15 protein-coding genes are annotated in these 14,751 nt (G+C 71.4%); 5 read left to right on the forward strand and 10 right to left on the reverse strand.

The annotated features are described in order from the left end of the window. Positions 1-7: 7 nt before the first annotated feature. Positions 8-421 (reverse strand): SRPBCC family protein, encoded by a 414-nt coding sequence (locus ACWD0Y_RS29165; RefSeq protein WP_450263310.1) that lies wholly within the window; start codon positions 419-421, stop codon positions 8-10. Between the two features lie 354 nt (positions 422-775). Between ACWD0Y_RS29165 and ACWD0Y_RS29170 the strand changes: the two genes are divergently transcribed. The 3 genes from ACWD0Y_RS29170 to ACWD0Y_RS29180 are packed head-to-tail and all read left to right on the forward strand — an operon-like array spanning position 776 to position 4,298. Continuing rightward, the gene (locus ACWD0Y_RS29170; RefSeq protein ID WP_450263311.1) at positions 776-2,131 is read left to right on the forward strand and encodes a uracil-xanthine permease family protein; all 1,356 of its coding nucleotides are present in this window, start codon (positions 776-778) and stop codon (positions 2,129-2,131) included. Between the two features lie 20 nt (positions 2,132-2,151). Further along, positions 2,152-3,591: an amidohydrolase family protein gene (locus ACWD0Y_RS29175; protein WP_450263312.1), complete on the forward strand. Its 1,440-nt coding sequence runs from the start codon at positions 2,152-2,154 to the stop codon at positions 3,589-3,591. Continuing rightward, positions 3,588-4,298, forward strand: a complete 711-nt coding sequence (locus ACWD0Y_RS29180) for a sulfite exporter TauE/SafE family protein (protein WP_450263313.1) — start codon at positions 3,588-3,590, stop codon at positions 4,296-4,298. Before ACWD0Y_RS29175 ends, ACWD0Y_RS29180 begins: the two co-directional genes overlap by 4 nt. On the opposite strand, the gene ACWD0Y_RS29185 is transcribed toward ACWD0Y_RS29180, so the two are convergent. Further along, positions 4,282-5,328 (reverse strand): LacI family DNA-binding transcriptional regulator, encoded by a 1,047-nt coding sequence (locus ACWD0Y_RS29185; protein WP_450263314.1) that lies wholly within the window; start codon positions 5,326-5,328, stop codon positions 4,282-4,284. The genes ACWD0Y_RS29180 and ACWD0Y_RS29185 overlap by 17 nt on opposite strands. A gap of 269 nt (positions 5,329-5,597) precedes the next feature. On the opposite strand from ACWD0Y_RS29185, the gene ACWD0Y_RS29190 reads away from it, so the two are divergent. After that, positions 5,598-7,112: a DUF6056 family protein gene (locus ACWD0Y_RS29190; protein WP_450263315.1), complete on the forward strand. Its 1,515-nt coding sequence runs from the start codon at positions 5,598-5,600 to the stop codon at positions 7,110-7,112. Here the strand turns inward: ACWD0Y_RS29190 and ACWD0Y_RS29195 are convergent. The 8 genes from ACWD0Y_RS29195 to ACWD0Y_RS29230 all read right to left on the reverse strand — a co-directional run bounded on the left by ACWD0Y_RS29195 (position 7,087) and on the right by ACWD0Y_RS29230 (position 13,148). Further along, positions 7,087-7,542 carry a GtrA family protein gene (locus tag ACWD0Y_RS29195; RefSeq protein WP_093797351.1) on the reverse strand — a complete coding sequence of 152 codons (456 nt, stop codon included), beginning with the start codon at positions 7,540-7,542 and terminating at the stop codon, positions 7,087-7,089. The two genes, ACWD0Y_RS29190 and ACWD0Y_RS29195, sit on opposite strands and share 26 nt — an antisense overlap. Next, the gene (locus ACWD0Y_RS29200; RefSeq protein ID WP_450263316.1) at positions 7,539-8,528 is read right to left on the reverse strand and encodes a glycosyltransferase family 2 protein; all 990 of its coding nucleotides are present in this window, start codon (positions 8,526-8,528) and stop codon (positions 7,539-7,541) included. The genes ACWD0Y_RS29195 and ACWD0Y_RS29200 overlap by 4 nt, the downstream gene beginning before the upstream one ends. Positions 8,529-8,757: 229 nt before the next feature. Next, positions 8,758-9,006, reverse strand: coding sequence for a hypothetical protein (locus ACWD0Y_RS29205; protein ID WP_093797347.1), 249 nt, complete (start codon positions 9,004-9,006; stop codon positions 8,758-8,760). A gap of 26 nt (positions 9,007-9,032) precedes the next feature. Further along, positions 9,033-9,299, reverse strand: coding sequence for a hypothetical protein (locus tag ACWD0Y_RS29210; protein ID WP_450263317.1), 267 nt, complete (start codon positions 9,297-9,299; stop codon positions 9,033-9,035). A 577-nt stretch (positions 9,300-9,876) separates the two neighbouring features. Then, on the reverse strand, positions 9,877-10,989 hold the full coding sequence (locus tag ACWD0Y_RS29215; RefSeq protein WP_450263318.1) for a hypothetical protein: 1,113 nt from the start codon (positions 10,987-10,989) through the stop codon (positions 9,877-9,879). 182 nt (positions 10,990-11,171) lie between these two features. Continuing rightward, positions 11,172-11,318 carry a hypothetical protein gene (locus ACWD0Y_RS29220; protein WP_450263319.1) on the reverse strand — a complete coding sequence of 49 codons (147 nt, stop codon included), beginning with the start codon at positions 11,316-11,318 and terminating at the stop codon, positions 11,172-11,174. A 130-nt stretch (positions 11,319-11,448) separates the two neighbouring features. Beyond that, on the reverse strand, positions 11,449-12,903 hold the full coding sequence (locus tag ACWD0Y_RS29225; RefSeq protein ID WP_450263320.1) for a glycosyltransferase family 2 protein: 1,455 nt from the start codon (positions 12,901-12,903) through the stop codon (positions 11,449-11,451). A gap of 62 nt (positions 12,904-12,965) precedes the next feature. After that, positions 12,966-13,148 (reverse strand): hypothetical protein, encoded by a 183-nt coding sequence (locus ACWD0Y_RS29230; protein ID WP_450263321.1) that lies wholly within the window; start codon positions 13,146-13,148, stop codon positions 12,966-12,968. Between the two features lie 531 nt (positions 13,149-13,679). Between ACWD0Y_RS29230 and ACWD0Y_RS29235 the strand changes: the two genes are divergently transcribed. Then, positions 13,680-14,639, forward strand: coding sequence for a TauD/TfdA dioxygenase family protein (locus tag ACWD0Y_RS29235; protein ID WP_450263322.1), 960 nt, complete (start codon positions 13,680-13,682; stop codon positions 14,637-14,639). The last annotated feature ends 112 nt before the right edge of the window (positions 14,640-14,751 follow it).

Here is a 14,751-nt window from a genome sequence, read left to right on the forward strand (position 1 = left end):
GGATCCCTCAGCCGGCCGCGTTGTCGACGCGCAGCCGTACCTGATGCTCCAGGCGTTCAAGGCTGTGGTCGAGGGCGTCGTTCACGGCTTTCTCTCCGGGGTCGTGGTCCTCGTCGAAGAACGAAAGATGCACCGTCACCTCGGAGGCTCCGCTGCCCAGACCGGCCACTTGGAGCCACCCGGTATAGCTTCCCTGCTCCCTGGTCCCCCACTCCAGCCGCATCTGGTCCTTCTGCGCGCGCAGCAGCGCCGCGGTGTCCTCGTCGGTGCGGTCCTCGTGGACGGTGACGGCGGGCAGTTCCCCGGCCCGCACATGCAGTGCCTCCGGCAACCACTGGTCCAGCTGGTCGACATTGGCCGCCTGGTCGAAGATGTGCTCGGGCAGCGCCGGCATTGTGCGCGAACGTTCGTACTCAGTCATCACCACACCGTTCCTCGGCTCGAAACCGTTCGACGAACGGATGCCCGGCCTGCCGGACATGAAGCCGCGCGACCACAGAACCACCCGTTCGCCGGTCTCGCCGCCCGGGCGCCCGCCCCGGCGGACGCGGGCCGGTTCCGGAGCCGCGCCGGATCCCTTGACGCGCTCCCGGGGCCCTTACATACTGACGGCCAAATCGATTTGGCCAAATCGATTTGGCCCCCGTCCCGGGCCGGATCATGGTCGAAGCCGGAGCGAGCCGAACGGAGCTCGAACGTGTCCAGTCCCCGCCCCGCGTCCCTTCCCGACTCCCGCCCCCAGTCCCTTCCCACGGGTTCTCCCACGCCGCACCCCGTGGACGAATCCCGCCCGATCGGCAGGATCCTGCTCTTCGGTGTCCAGCACGTCCTCGTCATGGCCGCGACCCCCATCTCGGCGGTCTTCCTGATGAGCGCGACACTCCGTCTGGACCCCGGTCTGACCGTCGACCTGCTCTCGGCGGCCTTCCTGCTCTCCGGGGCCGGAACCCTCGTCCAGTCGCTGGGGCCGTGGAAGTTCGGCCCCCGGCTGCCGTTCGTCATGCTGCCCGGCGGCGCCCCCCTCATCCTCTTCCTGGCCATCGCCGAACAGCACGGCCTCCCGACCGCGAGCGGCGCGGTGATCATCACCGCCGTCTTCTACTTCGTCGTGCTGCCCGTCTTCTCCCGGCTGCTGGCGTTCTTCCCCGCCCTCGTCATCGGCACGATGATCGTCATCGTCGGCGTCAACCTGGTGAAGGTCGGCGCGCTGCTCGTCACCGGCCACCCCGGGCAGCCGGGTTTCGCCGACACCACCAACCTCCTGCTCGGCCTCGCGACGATCGGCTTCACCGTCGCCTTCTACTGGCTGTTCACCGGGGTACTGCGGCAACTCGCCGTCATGCTCGGCCTGATCGCCGGTACGGCCCTCGCCTTCGCCCTCGGCAGCGTCGACACCGGCCCCGCCGCCGGGGGCGGGCTCCTGAACGTCCCGCAGCTGCTGCCGTTCGGCTCGCCCCAGTTCAACCTGATCGCCGCGCTGCCCCTGATGCTCTACAGCCTCGCCTCCATGGCGGAGGCCACCGGACAGACCGTCATCAACGCGGAGGCCGTGGGCAAGGAGATCGACAAGCGTACGGACGTCCCCAAGACCATCCGCGGCGACGCGGTCACGTCCCTCCTCGGCGGCTTCTTCGGCCTGCCGCTGATGGTGACCAGCGGCGAGAACATCGGCATCGTCCGCGTCACCGGCGTACGCAGCCGGTACGTCACCGCCGCCGCCGGCGTGGTCCTCGTCGTCATCGGCTTCCTCGCGCCCGTCACCCGCGCGATCAGCATCGTCCCGTCGGCCGTCGTGGGCGGCACCGCCATGGTCGTCTTCGCCGTGATCACGGTGCTCGGCGTGCAGATGCTGGGGCGCGCGGACCTCGACCGGCACACCAACACCTTCGTCTGCGCCGTCGCCATCGCCCTCGGGCTGCTGCCCATCCTCGTCCCCGGCGTGTACGGCGGCTTCGCGCCCGGCGTCCGGATCCTCCTCGAAAGCGGCGTCGCCGTCGGGGCCTTCGTCGCCGCCGTACTCAACATCCTCTTCCACCACGTAAGGCCGCGGCTCGCGCGCAAGCGAGTGGCCGCCGCCGTCCCCGCGCAGGCCGGCGAAAGCCGCCCCGCCACCCCCGCCCAGCACTCCTGACCCGTACCGGAAAGAGCCAGATGACCGACCTGCCAGACCTGCCGCCCCTGCCCGGACCGCCCGGCCCGACCCCCGGCCGCCTGCGCGCCGACGCGCTGCTCCTGGTGCCCGACGTGGTGCTGACACCCGAAGGGCCGATGGACCACTACGCGGCCGTCGTCTCCGAAGGCGTCTTCCTCGCGGTCGGACCGGCCGGACAGCTGGAGCGGACCCACCCGCACCTGACGCCCGTCCGGCTGCCCGGCCACATCCTGATGCCCGGCTTCGTCGACGCCCACCACCACCTCACCCAGACCTTCGGCGCGGCACTGGCCTTCGGTGAACCCTCGGAGATCTTCCGGCGGTTGTGGGTGCCCCTCGAAGGCGCCCTCGACGAGGAAGCGGTGTACGTCGCGGCGAAACTCGCCGCGCTGGAATCACTGCGCGGCGGATTCACCACCGTCGCCGAAGCCGGAACCCGGGCGCCGGTGGACGTGGAGCTCGTGGCCGCGGCCGCCCGGGACGCCGGGATCCGCTGCGTGCTCGGCCTCGTCTGCAACGACACCGACGCGGGCGGCGGCCCCTCGGCGGTGCTCGCGAACGCCGAGAAGCACCTCGCCCGTTACGCCGCGGAGGAGTTGATCCACCCGTCCCTCGCCGTCTCCGTCCCGGAGGCCGCGACGGCCCGCACCCTGCACGCCACCGCGCGCATGGCCGCCGACGCGGGAGCCGTCGTCCAGATCCACGTCAACGAGCATCTCGCCGCCGTGGAACGCTCCCTCGTGCAGCACGGGCTGCGCCCGCTGGAGTACCTCCACGAAGTCGGCGCGCTCGGACCGCAGCTGCTGGCCGCGCACGCCACCCTGCTCACCCCGCGCGAACTGACCCTGCTCGCCGAATCCGGTGCCGCGGTGAGCTACAACCCCGTCGCCAGTGCCTGGAAGGGCAACGCCGTGGCCCCGGCGACCACCATGGCCGAGCGGGGGATCCGGTTCGGGCTGGGCACGGACGGCACCCGCGGGGACGCCTTCCGCCTGGCCGAGGCCGCCGAGTTCGCGCAGCGCATCGCCTACGGCCTGGCCACCGGGGACTCCTCCTGCGGCGCGGGCTGGACCTGGCTGGAGCACGCGGGCCGGGGAGGCGCCGACGCCGTCGGGCTCGGCGCCCGTACCGGCCGAGCAGCCGAAGGCGCCGCCGCCGACTTCCTGCTCGTCGACGTGAGCGGACCGGAGATGCGGCTGTCCTGGGACCTGCCGTGGGAGCTGGTACGGCGCGGCAACCGCGACCAGATCACCGCGGTCTTCGTCGCCGGCCGGCTGCGTCTGTGGCGAGGGCAGCCGACCGACTGGGACGGCCCCGCGCTGGTGCGACGGGCCGCCGAACTGAGCCGGAAGGTGCTGGAGCGGGCCCCCGTGACCCGCGTCCACCCCACCTCCACGCGCGCACGCCGCGATCGCGCGGAGCGGAGCGCGGCACAGTGAGTACGGAGACGGCGGCGATCCTCGCGGTGACGGTGGCCGTCGCGGCGTTCGTCCAGGGAAGCAGCGGTCTCGGCTTCGCACTGATCGTCGCGCCGGTGGCAGGGCTCCTCGACCCCGGTCTGGTCCCGGTGTTCGTACTCGCGTCGATGATCCCGCTCAACCTGTACGTCGCGTGGCGCGAGCGGGCCTCTCTCGATCTGCGCGGAGCCGGCTGGATCACCGCCGCGCGGCTGGCGGCCACACCGGGCGGGCTCATGCTGCTGTGGGTCATCCCGGACCGCAGTCTCGGTCTGTTCGTCGGAGCGTCGACCGTGCTGGCGGCGGTGGTCAGCCTCGCCGCTCCGGCGTTCACACCCGGCCGGCGCGCGTACGTCGCCGCCGGGGCCGTCACCGGACTCACGGAGACCGCGACCGGGGTCGGCGGCCCGCCCCTCGCTCTGGTCTACCAGCACCGCCCGCCGGCGGAGCTGCGGTCCACGGTCGCTGTGTGCTTCCTCGTCGGCGAAGTCGCCTCGCTCGCGCTGCTGTTCGCGACCGGACAGGGCAGCCCGGCCCAACTGGGGTGGACGGTACTGCTGTTGCCCGCGCTCGCGGCGGGGGCCTGGCTGAGCCGGCTGGTGCACCACCGCTTCGACGCACGGAGGATGCGCCTGTTCGTACTGGCCTTCGCCCTCGTCTCCGGGGCGGTGCTCATGCTGGCGCCGTGACGCGCAGCGACGAGGCCCGGGGGACCACGTGCGGCGCGGGCAGCGCCACCGCCGGCGCCGTGTCCGCCGCCGCGCCGCCCAGCCGGCCGAGCAGCAGCTCCACCGCGTCCGCGGCGGCCCGGTCCAGGTGCAGGTCGACGGCGGTCAGCGGGGGTTCGCAGGTCCGGGCCCACAGACCGTCGTACCGGGTGACGACCATGACGTCGTCCGGGATCCTGCGGCCGCTGTCCCGGATCGCCCGGACGGCGCCCACCGCGAAGGCGTCCACCAGTGCGCAGACCGCGTCGATCCCGGGGTGGGCGGCCAGCAGGGCGGCGCAGCGGTCGTACCCGGCCTGCTCGCCGCCCTCCTCGGGAGCCGTCGCGACGAGCGGGTCCCACCCGTGTTCGTCGGCGAAGCGCTCGAACGCGGCGCGGGCGTCGACCGCGGAGTGGCGGGCACCGGCGCCGATGATCAGCGCCGGACGGCGCGCTCCCTGCTCCCGGAGGTGCGTCAGAAGCAGTTCGGCGACGAATCCGCCGCGCAGATCGACGTACGGGGCGTCGTCCTCGGACGACACGGGCCGGCCGAGCGCGACGTACGGCAGGTGGCGCTCCCGCAACTGCGCCACGGCCATGTCGTTCTCGTCGGGCTCCACGACGATGGCGCCGTCGATGTCCAGGGAGTACAGCGCCGAACCCGACTGCACGGGCGGTACGAGCACGAGTGCGTAGTCGTGCACGAGCGCCCGCTCGGCGGCCGCGGCGGCGACCTCCATGTAGAAGCCGAGCCGGGACGGTCCTCCGGCCACCGCGAAGGGCATCGACGAGGCGAGCGCGATGGCCTTCGCCTGCCCCCTCCGCAGCCGCTGCGCCCGCAGGTTCGGCCGGTAACCGAGGTCGGCGGCGATCTTCTTGATGCGCTCGCGGGTCCTCGGGTCGACCTTCCCGAGCCCGTTCAGGGCGTGCGAGACGGTCGTCCGCGACACTGCGGCGGCCTTGGCGACATCGGCGATCGTCGGCGGCCGTGTACCGGAACCGGAAGTGGGCATCTGCGCGGACGCTCCTCGCTCTGACGGGTGACACGTGACAGCCACATCTTCGCCGACCGGCCCTTCACCGCACACATGTACGTCGCACGGTCACCGGCGGCCGGCAGAGGAGCTGCCCGGAAGCCCGCGCCGGACCGCCCGGATTGCTCCATTGGACGGCAAACGGACGCGCGGCGGCGTGGTCCTGTGCGCGGATGAACAGCGGCCGGTCACGATGCCGTGCGGTGGAGGGCTTCACCTCCAGGTCCAGGCGGAGGACAGGAGAACTTGTGACGGCTGCACCGGGTGTCGCCACCCCGCGCGAACCGGTACCGGGCGGAGGCGGTCCGGAGCGGGGGAGGGGCCGGAGCCTCTTCCGGCTGTCGACGGCCACGTGGGTGGCGGGGCTTTCCCTGCTGCCGCTCGGGCTGCTCACGGCGGCCTCGTGGCTGGGCCGGCACGTCCGTCCCAGTGCCGACGAGTGGTGCTTCCTGCCCAAAGTGCGCGACCTCGGCGTCTGGGGGATGGTCGAGAAGTTCTACCTCACCGACAACGGCCGGATCGGCAACGGCCTGCTCGTCGGCGCGTACGCGAAGTTCCCGGTCGCCGGTCACCAGTGGTTCGGCCTGATCAGCGGCGTCCTCATGCTGACCCTGCTGTGGGCCCTGACGGTCCAGGTGTTGCGCAGGGCCGGCCAGACTGTTCCCCGCGGCGTGCCGCTGTTCGTGGCGGCCATGGTCACGGCGGTCTTCCTCTTCGCCACCCCCAACACGTACAAGACGTTCTACTGGCCCGCCGCCTCCGTGTCGCACACCATCGCCCCCGTGCTGGCCTGCGCGGCGGCCATCCCGCTGCTGCGGGCGCGCAGCCGCCGGGGCAGGATCGCAGCCCTGGCCGTCGTGCTGCTGGCCGGGGTCTTCATGGGCACCCTCTCCGAAGAGACGTCGGTGGTCTGCCTGGTGGTGCTCTCGGGCGTCGTGCTGCTCGGCCGCTGGATCTTCACCGAGCGGGCCAGGGCCGCCGCCCGCTACTGGGCCCTGGCCGGCATGGCGGGAACCGTCATCGGCACGCTCGTGCTGACGGTGTCCCCGGGAGGGCGCAGACGGCGCGAGCGGTTCGGCCTGGAGAGCGCATCCATGCTCGCCCCGGAGTCGCTGATCGCGTCGCTGCGCGGCTACGTACACATCCTGGAGACCGTCCTCACGACCTGGCAGTACGTCGGAGCGCTCGCGGCCGGGATGCTGCTGGGCCTGCTGGCGCGGGGCCGCCGGGGGCCTTCACCGGTCCTGCTGCCGTGCCGGCCGCTCCTGTGGACGTTCTTCGGAGCGCTCGTCTTCCTCGTCTCGGGCTACCTCTGCACCGTCATCACCTACCCCGTCTTCGGCGCACGCGTGATGACCGCCCAGCGGACCTGGAACGACTACCTCCTGCTGTACGTCCTGCTCCTCGTGGGCGCCGGAGCCTTCCTGGGACGTGCGCTGAGCGTGCGGGAGCGGAGCACGGGCGCGGCGGCCGTTGCCACGCCGGTTGCCGCGGTGGTGTGCGCCGCGGCCGTCCTGGGACTGGCCGGCCCGCTTTACGACCTGGGTCAGGAGATGCGCGTACGGGCGCAGAAGTGGGACCGCCAGGACCAGTACCTGCGTGCCGGGGCGGCGAAGGGCGCGAAGGTACTGCCGTACACCCCGCTGTCGGTCGGCGGGATGCTGGAGCCGTTCGGCGGCCAGGGGCGCAACGTCTGGCCGGCCGGGTGCGTCGCCGATTACTACCGCCTGGACCGGGTCACTTACTCGAATCGGCTTCCCTGACCTTCGGCCCCGGCGGCTCCCGCCGCGCCTGCGGCCCGGAGGACCGGGTGGCGGCAGCGCCGGAGGTGATGGCCCAGCGGGCGAGCAGGAACGACAGCGGGGTGACGAGGACACCGGCGGCGACGGCCGAGATGTTCTCGTCCATGCCCAGCTTGCTCACGGCGACGTACAGCAGGATTCCGCTGCCCACGACATTGGCCACGCCCGACAGGGGATAGCGGACGAAGGCACGCCAGGTCGGTCTCGTACGGAGGGTGACGTACGAGTTGAGCAGGAACGACCCGACGATGCTCACCGCGTAGCCCACACCATGGGCGACCAGGTAGGGCAGCCAGATGTTCAGCGAGGCGTACACGGCGTAGTAGACGGCCGTGTTGACGAGGCCGATCGCGGCGAAGGAGGCGAACTGACGCAGCGCCGGAGCGGTCATGTCTCCGGCCGCGCCCGTCCCGCGGGCTCCAGCGAGAGGCCGGAGGCAAGCGTTGCGGAGGACTCGTCCGTTTCACGGACCACGTAGTGCGGTCGGTGCTTCGTCTCGTCGTAGATGCGCCCCACGTACTCCCCGATGACGCCGAGAGTGGCCAGCTGGACTCCGCTGAGCGCGACGACGGCGGTGATCAGTGTCGCGTAACCGGGCGTTTCGACACCGTCCAGTACGGCGTTCGCGATGATCCACAGCGCGTAGACGAGCGCGGACAGAAAGAGCCAGAGCCCGGTGTGGATCGCCAGGCGCAGCGGACGGCTGTTGAAGGAGAGCAGCCCGTCGATGCCGTAGTTCAGCAGATGCCGGCCGCTCCACTTGGACTGCCCGGCGGCCCGCTGGACGTTCTCGTACGTGAAACTGACCGTGTCGAAACCGATCCAGGAGAAGAGCCCCTTGGAGAAGCGGTTGCTTTCGGGAAGCGACAGGAGGGAATCGACCGCACGGCGCGACAGGAGCCTGAAGTCGCCCGCCCCGTTCACGATCTCGACGTTCATGCAGCGCCGCACGAGGCGGTAGTAGGCGCGGCAGAGCGCGGTCCGCAGAGCCCCTTCGTGCGTACGGTCGCGCTGGGCGATGACCTGGTCGTAGCCGTGCTGGTGCAGTTCCAGCATGCGGGGGACGAACTCGGGAGGGTGCTGGAGATCGGCGTCCATGAGGACGACCGCGGCGCCCCGGGACATGCGCATACCGGCGAGCATGGCGGATTCCTTGCCGAAGTTCCGGCTGAAGGAGGTGTAACGCACCCGGGAATCCGCTCCCGCGAGCTCTCTCAGCAGCACTGTGGTCCGGTCCGTGCTGCCGTCGTCGACGTAGCAGATCTCGAAGGTCGCCCCGACCGGTTCGAGAGCGGTGACCAGGGTCTCGTGAAAGACCTCAAGCACCTCGCTCTCGTTGAAGCACGGCACGACGATCGAAACTTGGACCATTGTCATTCCACTCCATGCACTGTGAACCGGGTTCACACGTCCCGGTACCTGCGCTGTCGTCTCCAGTGGAACGCGGTGGCGGGCCGACGGCCGTCTCAGGTACGCCACGCGGGTGACGAGGGGCGCGGGGGAGCGCCGGAGCGGCCGCGCGCACGCCGGAACGGACCGCACGGGAACGGCAGGACAGGAGGGCAAACAGGAGGGAAAGCAGGAGCGGAGGACGGGCGGGAGCCGCTCAGCCGCCGAGCTCCGTGACGGTCGCGTCCAGCGTGCTCGCCAGCGCAGCGATGTCCTGGTCGGACGGTGTACGGGAGCCGATGCGCCGGGCGAGATCACCGGCCGAGGCCACCTCCAGGGCGCCCCGGTAGCGGTCGGTGCCCAGTTCGGCCGCGGGGACCACCTGTGCCCGGCCCTGGAGAACGACCAGTGTCGGGTCGTCCGCACGCGGGCGCAGGAGATCCCGGACATGTTCCTCAGTGATCACAAAGACCGCCTTTCCGTTTTCCGAGGTCACCTGGGGCGCTTGCGGTCGGCGGGGGTGTCGGTGGCGCTGCCCTCGGCGGGGCGCTGCACGCCCTTCTCACCGGACGATTCCACGCCCTCGAGGGATTCGCCGTCGGCTGTTCCGCCCTTCGTGGGGTAGCCCTCGTGCGCGCTCGCCGTTCCGGGGACGACCCGTTCCTGCGCCTGGCGCTCCGCACCGGAGTGGGCGCCCGGCCCCAGGTCCCTGCGTGGCCGGTCCTCACGGTCCGGATTCCGGGATTCCTTCTCACTCATCGCGTACACCTCACTTCTCGGTGTCGACGGCCGGTTCTGTTCTGTGGGGCCGCCGGTGGTTAGGGGTACCCCCGTGGCGGACGCGATAACGCCGCACGTGTGCCGGTGAAGGCCGGTCCGGACCGGGGTGGGCCCGGGTGCGCCGACTTGGGTGGCGAACGAGGCGGCTGTGGCGAGCGTCCCGCCGGGTGCGGTGGCCTCGGAGGCGGTTCTGAAGTCCACCTGTCCCAGGACCGCCCCAGGGTGATGACGTTTCGTCCGCGTAGTTGTTCTCGGTGTTGTTCTCGGTCTCGCGGTCGAAGCAGCGGGTCCCCGGAGGCGACGTCCGGTAGGAACGGGTTCTCCGTGACCTTTCGGGCGTCCGGCCCGGCGACGCCCGCCGCGCCCACGGCCGGCGGTGCGCAGCCCGGGCTGATGGCTCTTCATGGCTGATGACTCTTCACATGGGGTGCCATGTGGCCGTTCTGCGATTTTCTTGATCACTGCATCCGGGCGGTGCGGTCACCCGTACCCGCCGGCCGTGATCCTCCACGGCCGGCGGGTACAGTCCGGCCGGTGGTCCGGCCGCGCCCGTCCGTCAGGCGCTGTTGGTCGCGTCGGGCTCCTTCTGGCGGCGCAGCAGAGCCGAAGAGGAGATGACCGCGCCGAACGCGGCGAAGGACACCGCCGCGGCGTCCGCCCATGCGAAGGACTCGCCCAGACTGCTCTCCAGCAGGTCCATGGTCCCGATGCTGGCCAGCACGTGCAGGGCGACGACGCCGATCGCGGTCGCGGCGCTTGCCGCCCAGACGCGCGCCGTGTCCCGGACGGCCAGCCACATGCCGAGCACCAGGCAGAACACGGTGACGGCGACGGACAGCGCGTCCGCGTATCCGCCGGAGCGCAGATGGGCGAAGTCCGTCGGCAGGTGGATGAGGCCGCAGGCGAACAGCGCGAGGGCCGCAGACCACCGCAGTACGGAACGGAGGGCCGGCGGGGTGTCGTCGTGCTGTTGTCCGGCGGTGAACACGTCGCCGACGACCGGGACGGCGCCCTGAGGAGGGTTCGTGGGCCACCCCGGGCCACTGTCCGGTCGTTCGACGGGCGGCGCGGCGCCCTGAGGAGGGTTCGTGGGCCGCCCCTGGCCGCTGTCCGGTCGTTCGACGGGCGGCGCGGCGGCCTTGTCGCCGGTGGTGCGGCCGTCCGGTGTCTTCCCGCCGCCGGGAGCGGTCCGGTCCTCGTGGGCGGCGGCCGCACCGGCCGGGTGCCGGTGGTCGCCGTCGTTGGCGCCGAGGATGCTCACCAGCTGCGCCACGTCCTCGATCGGCCTGCCGACGGCCGCGGCGCGCAGCGTTGTGCCGGCCTCGTCGACCTCGTGAGGATGCTCGTTCAACAGGGCGACTAGCTGCCGGACTTCGTCCAGGGGACGGGCCACGGCGGCTGCGCGCAGTGCCTCGTCCCCGGGGCTGGGAACCGCTCCGGTCCGATGGAGCAGACTCACCAGCGCGGCGACCTCGTCCAGCGGCCGGTACGTGGCTGCCGTCCAGAGCAGAGTGCGTATGGGCTCGTCACCTGCCTCCTGGGCCGATTCCGGTGTTCCGGCCTCCGCGGCGGCCGCGTAGGCGGAGGCCATGTACGCGGCGACTGCGTCGGGCGGCTTCGAGCGGTCGTCGTTGTCCGCAGTAGAGGGAATTGTCGGGTCGGTTGTCATGGCGCGGCTCCGTTCGCCGAACTTCCGGTGGCACACACCGTTCCGGTTGTCGTGCGCCACCAGGGCGCACGCTTCGCTCCATCCAATAGGCATTTCGGGCTATTGCGCCATTCGGGAAGGGCCGAAGAGGGGTTCCGGACCCGGATCCGGAACCGCCGGCCCACCGGTGGCCGCCGGAACCGTCACGTGACGGAAGCGCCCTGGTCCTCGGTGTCGACCCTGGGCAGGAGCAGCCCGCCCCAGGTGACCGTCACCGCGCCGACGTCCTCCGGGACCGGCCGCCGTCCGGTGCGTACGCGGTCGCCGTGCACCGGGATTTTGAGAACCACGCCGACCAGCGCCTCGCCCGGCGTGAGGGAGGGCTGGAAGGCCGGCAGGGGGCCGGATCGGCAAGCGTGGCCGGTCCAGGACCTGGTGCGTTGTCTCACCCGTGTGGCCGCGGGGCGGGCGCGGCCACCGCTACCTGCGGGGCAGCGCGATCCGCAGCGTCTGCTCGCTCTCCGGGGCGAGGAGTTGCGCGAGGGGCGTGCCGCGGGCGTGGCGCCCGGCGGGCACCGCAGGCCCCGCGACGGGGGCCGGGGCCGGCGGCACGGGGGCGGCGGCACCCGCTCCGCCAAGGGAGACCTCGGCGCCGTTCTGCCGCGTGCCCCAGCCGGTGCGGGCACACGTGGCGATGCCGTACCAGCGCATCCAGCGCAGCGCCGTCCAGGCCAGCACGATCGCCGCGGGCATCATCAGCCACGTCAGCGCGCGCGAGCGGATACGCTCGTCGCTGCGGATCACGCCCAGGTAGCGCAGCCCCTGGGCCCAGCCGATGATGAACGGCACCCACAGCATCGTGGCCGGCGGCAGGTTGTCGAAGGCGACCGGCTCGACGACCAGCAGCCAGACGGTGACCATCTGCGTGAGGAACATCTGGAACCAGCGCAGCAGATGAAGCCAGAACGCCGGACGGGCCATCGACAGGTAGCGCATACGCCACACCGACCGGATGGTGGAGCCCCGCATCCACCGCAGATACATGCGGGAGAAATGGCTCCACTTCTCGGGCATGGCGGTGAACACGATCGCCGACGGCTGTTGCACCGTCAGCCCGCGTTCCTGCGCGTACAGCGTCATCAGGGAATCGTCGGAGAACATCACGGGACGGCCCATGAACGTCTCGTTCAGGTAGCTGTCGAGGTTGTCGCGGATCACCGGCGCCCGGTAGGCGGCCAGCGGGCCGGAGTTGACCATGACGGCGCCGACAGCGGACTGGCCCGAGCGGTCGACCAGCTGGCTGGTCACGAACCACAGGTCGGTGACGCGGGTGAGCAGGTTCGCCCGGTTGTTGGTGGCGATCACGATCCCGGCGACGGACTGGACACGGGGCCGGGAGAACGGGATCAGCACTTCCTCGACGGCGTTCGGCGCGAGGCACGAGTCGGAGTCGACGGTGATGTAGACGTCCGCCTCGGGGCTCACCCGCACGCCGTGCGCCTGCGCGTGGCGTTTCCCGGCGTTGGGGACCCGCTGCCAGGTGAAGGCGACGCCGGCCTCGGGCGCTGCCCGGTTCCACCAGGCGCGGACCTCCGCGTAGTCCGATGAGGTACTGCCGTCGTCGACGATGTGCACGGAGTCGGGCCTGCGGGTCTGGGCGAGGAAGGACTCCAGGCCGAGCTTGAGGTAGCCGGGGTCCTCGTTGTAGACGGGCATGAGGATCGCGACGTGCAGGCCCGAGAGCTGCCGTGCGCCGCGGGCGGAGAGCCGGCGGGGGCGTTCCAGGTGGTACATGAGCGTCTGCACCATGAACACGACGAACAGAGCGGTCCACACGAGCGACAGACGGCCGGTGGTGGTGGAGTCGTACGCGGACGCGACGAGCGCGTGGTGCGCGGTCCAGACGGCGGCCATGGCCAGGACGACGATGGCCATGAAAATGGTGCCCGACCGGTGCTGGCGGGCAGCCAGCACCGGCGTTCTGCGGCGGCGGCCGGTCACCTCTCGCCCACGCCGCGCCCGGGCCGGAACTTCAGGCGGAGCAGGACCACGCCCGTGATGACGAGTACGGCCGCGGCGAGAACCATCCAGCCGCCTATGTAGTAGGCGGTGCCGCCGATGACGACCGTGCCGATGCCGGTCTGGGCAAGCTGCCCGCTGTCGGACATGAAGTCCCTCATGGAGTGACGGTTGTTGAGGCTGTGAATGCACCAGGTTGACGGGCCGGACGGTGTGCGAGTTGTACGACCAGACGCATGTTGCGCTTCACGTGTGACGCACGGTGATGCGTTGGGCGTAGATCGTCTACGCCGTACCCTCAGGACGAGGCCGCTCGTGCACGAGCCGGACTCCTCGCGCGCGCCGAGGACTTGGCATGCCGTGAACCACCTGCCCGGCAGCGGTCGCTCGGCTGGGGTACGGTGCCCGGTATGGGAACGTACTCGAACCGCCGTACAGGGGAGCTCCGCCACAGCGGCCCTCGCGGTGAGTGCGCGCCCCGCGGCCACAGCTTTCTGCGCCGCCGCGGCCGGGTGGGATCCCCGCCGGCCCGTTTCTGTCGCTGAGCGCCGCCGCCCCGTCTGACGTCGGCCCGCTTCGCGCCCGTCCGTCTCTTCGGCTTCGCCTTTCTCCGTGTTCTCCACCCTGCCCGTGTGCCTGCCCTCGCTGCCGGCGGTCCGCACTCCTGCCGGCCCGACTTCCAGAGGAGCCCCATGACCCTCACCTCCGCAACAGCCGCGACAGCCGCAGCACCCGGCCCCGCCCCCTCGGTACTGCGCGAGCACCGCATCCCCGCCGACGGCATGTACGAAGGCCCCCGTGAGTTGCGGCGGGTTCCGGAAGGATGGGCGGACCGCCCGTACGAGCTCTTCGGACTCGTTCCGCAGGGGCGCACCATCGGCGCCGAGATCCGCGGCCTCGACCTGTCCGCTCCGCTGTCACCGGCAGTGCGTGACGAGCTCGATCGCGCCCTGCTGGAGTGGAAGGTGCTGTTCTTCCGCAAGCAGCACCTGTCCTGCGAGGCACAGCGCGCGTTCGCCCGTCACTGGGGTGAGCTGGAGACCAATCCGCTGCTCGCCACCGGCGACGCCCCGGACGTGGTCCGCTTCGACCGCACCGCGGTCCCCACGTTCGAGAACGTCTGGCACACGGACGTGACGTTCCGCGAGCGGCCGGCGATGGGTGCGGTGCTGCACCTGCGCGAGGTGCCGCCGGCGGGCGGCGACACCATGTGGGCCGACATGGCGGCCGCGTACGACAACCTGCCGCGGGAGGTGAAGGACCGCATCGACGGTGCCCGCGCCGTCCACGACTTCGTCCCGGGCTTCGCCCGCTTCTCGCCCGTCGCCCGGCTGGCACCGTTGCAGGACCTGTTCCCGCCGGTCGAACACCCTGTGGTGCGGCGTCACCCGCAGACGGGCCGGCGGATGCTGTTCGTCAACGTCTCCTTCACCACCCGGATCGTGGGCCTGGAGCGCGAGGAGAGCGACCGGCTGCTGCGGCTGCTGTTCCAGCAGGCCCATGTGCCCGAGTTCCAGGTGCGGTTCCGCTGGGAGGCGGGCGACGTCGCCTTCTGGGACAACCGCGCGACCCAGCACTACGCGGTCAACGACTACGGTCCGCACCGCCGGGTCGCCGAGCGTGTCGCCATCGCGGGCGACCGGCCGTTCTGACCGCGCACCGGCAGGCGGGGCGGCAGCGCCTCCAGATCCGCAAGGCGGAGGAGACGGACACCGTCGTCAACCGCCACAACCGCAACACGGAAATCCAGCCGCCGCTGGTAGA

Source organism: Streptomyces altiplanensis (genome assembly GCF_053591575.1).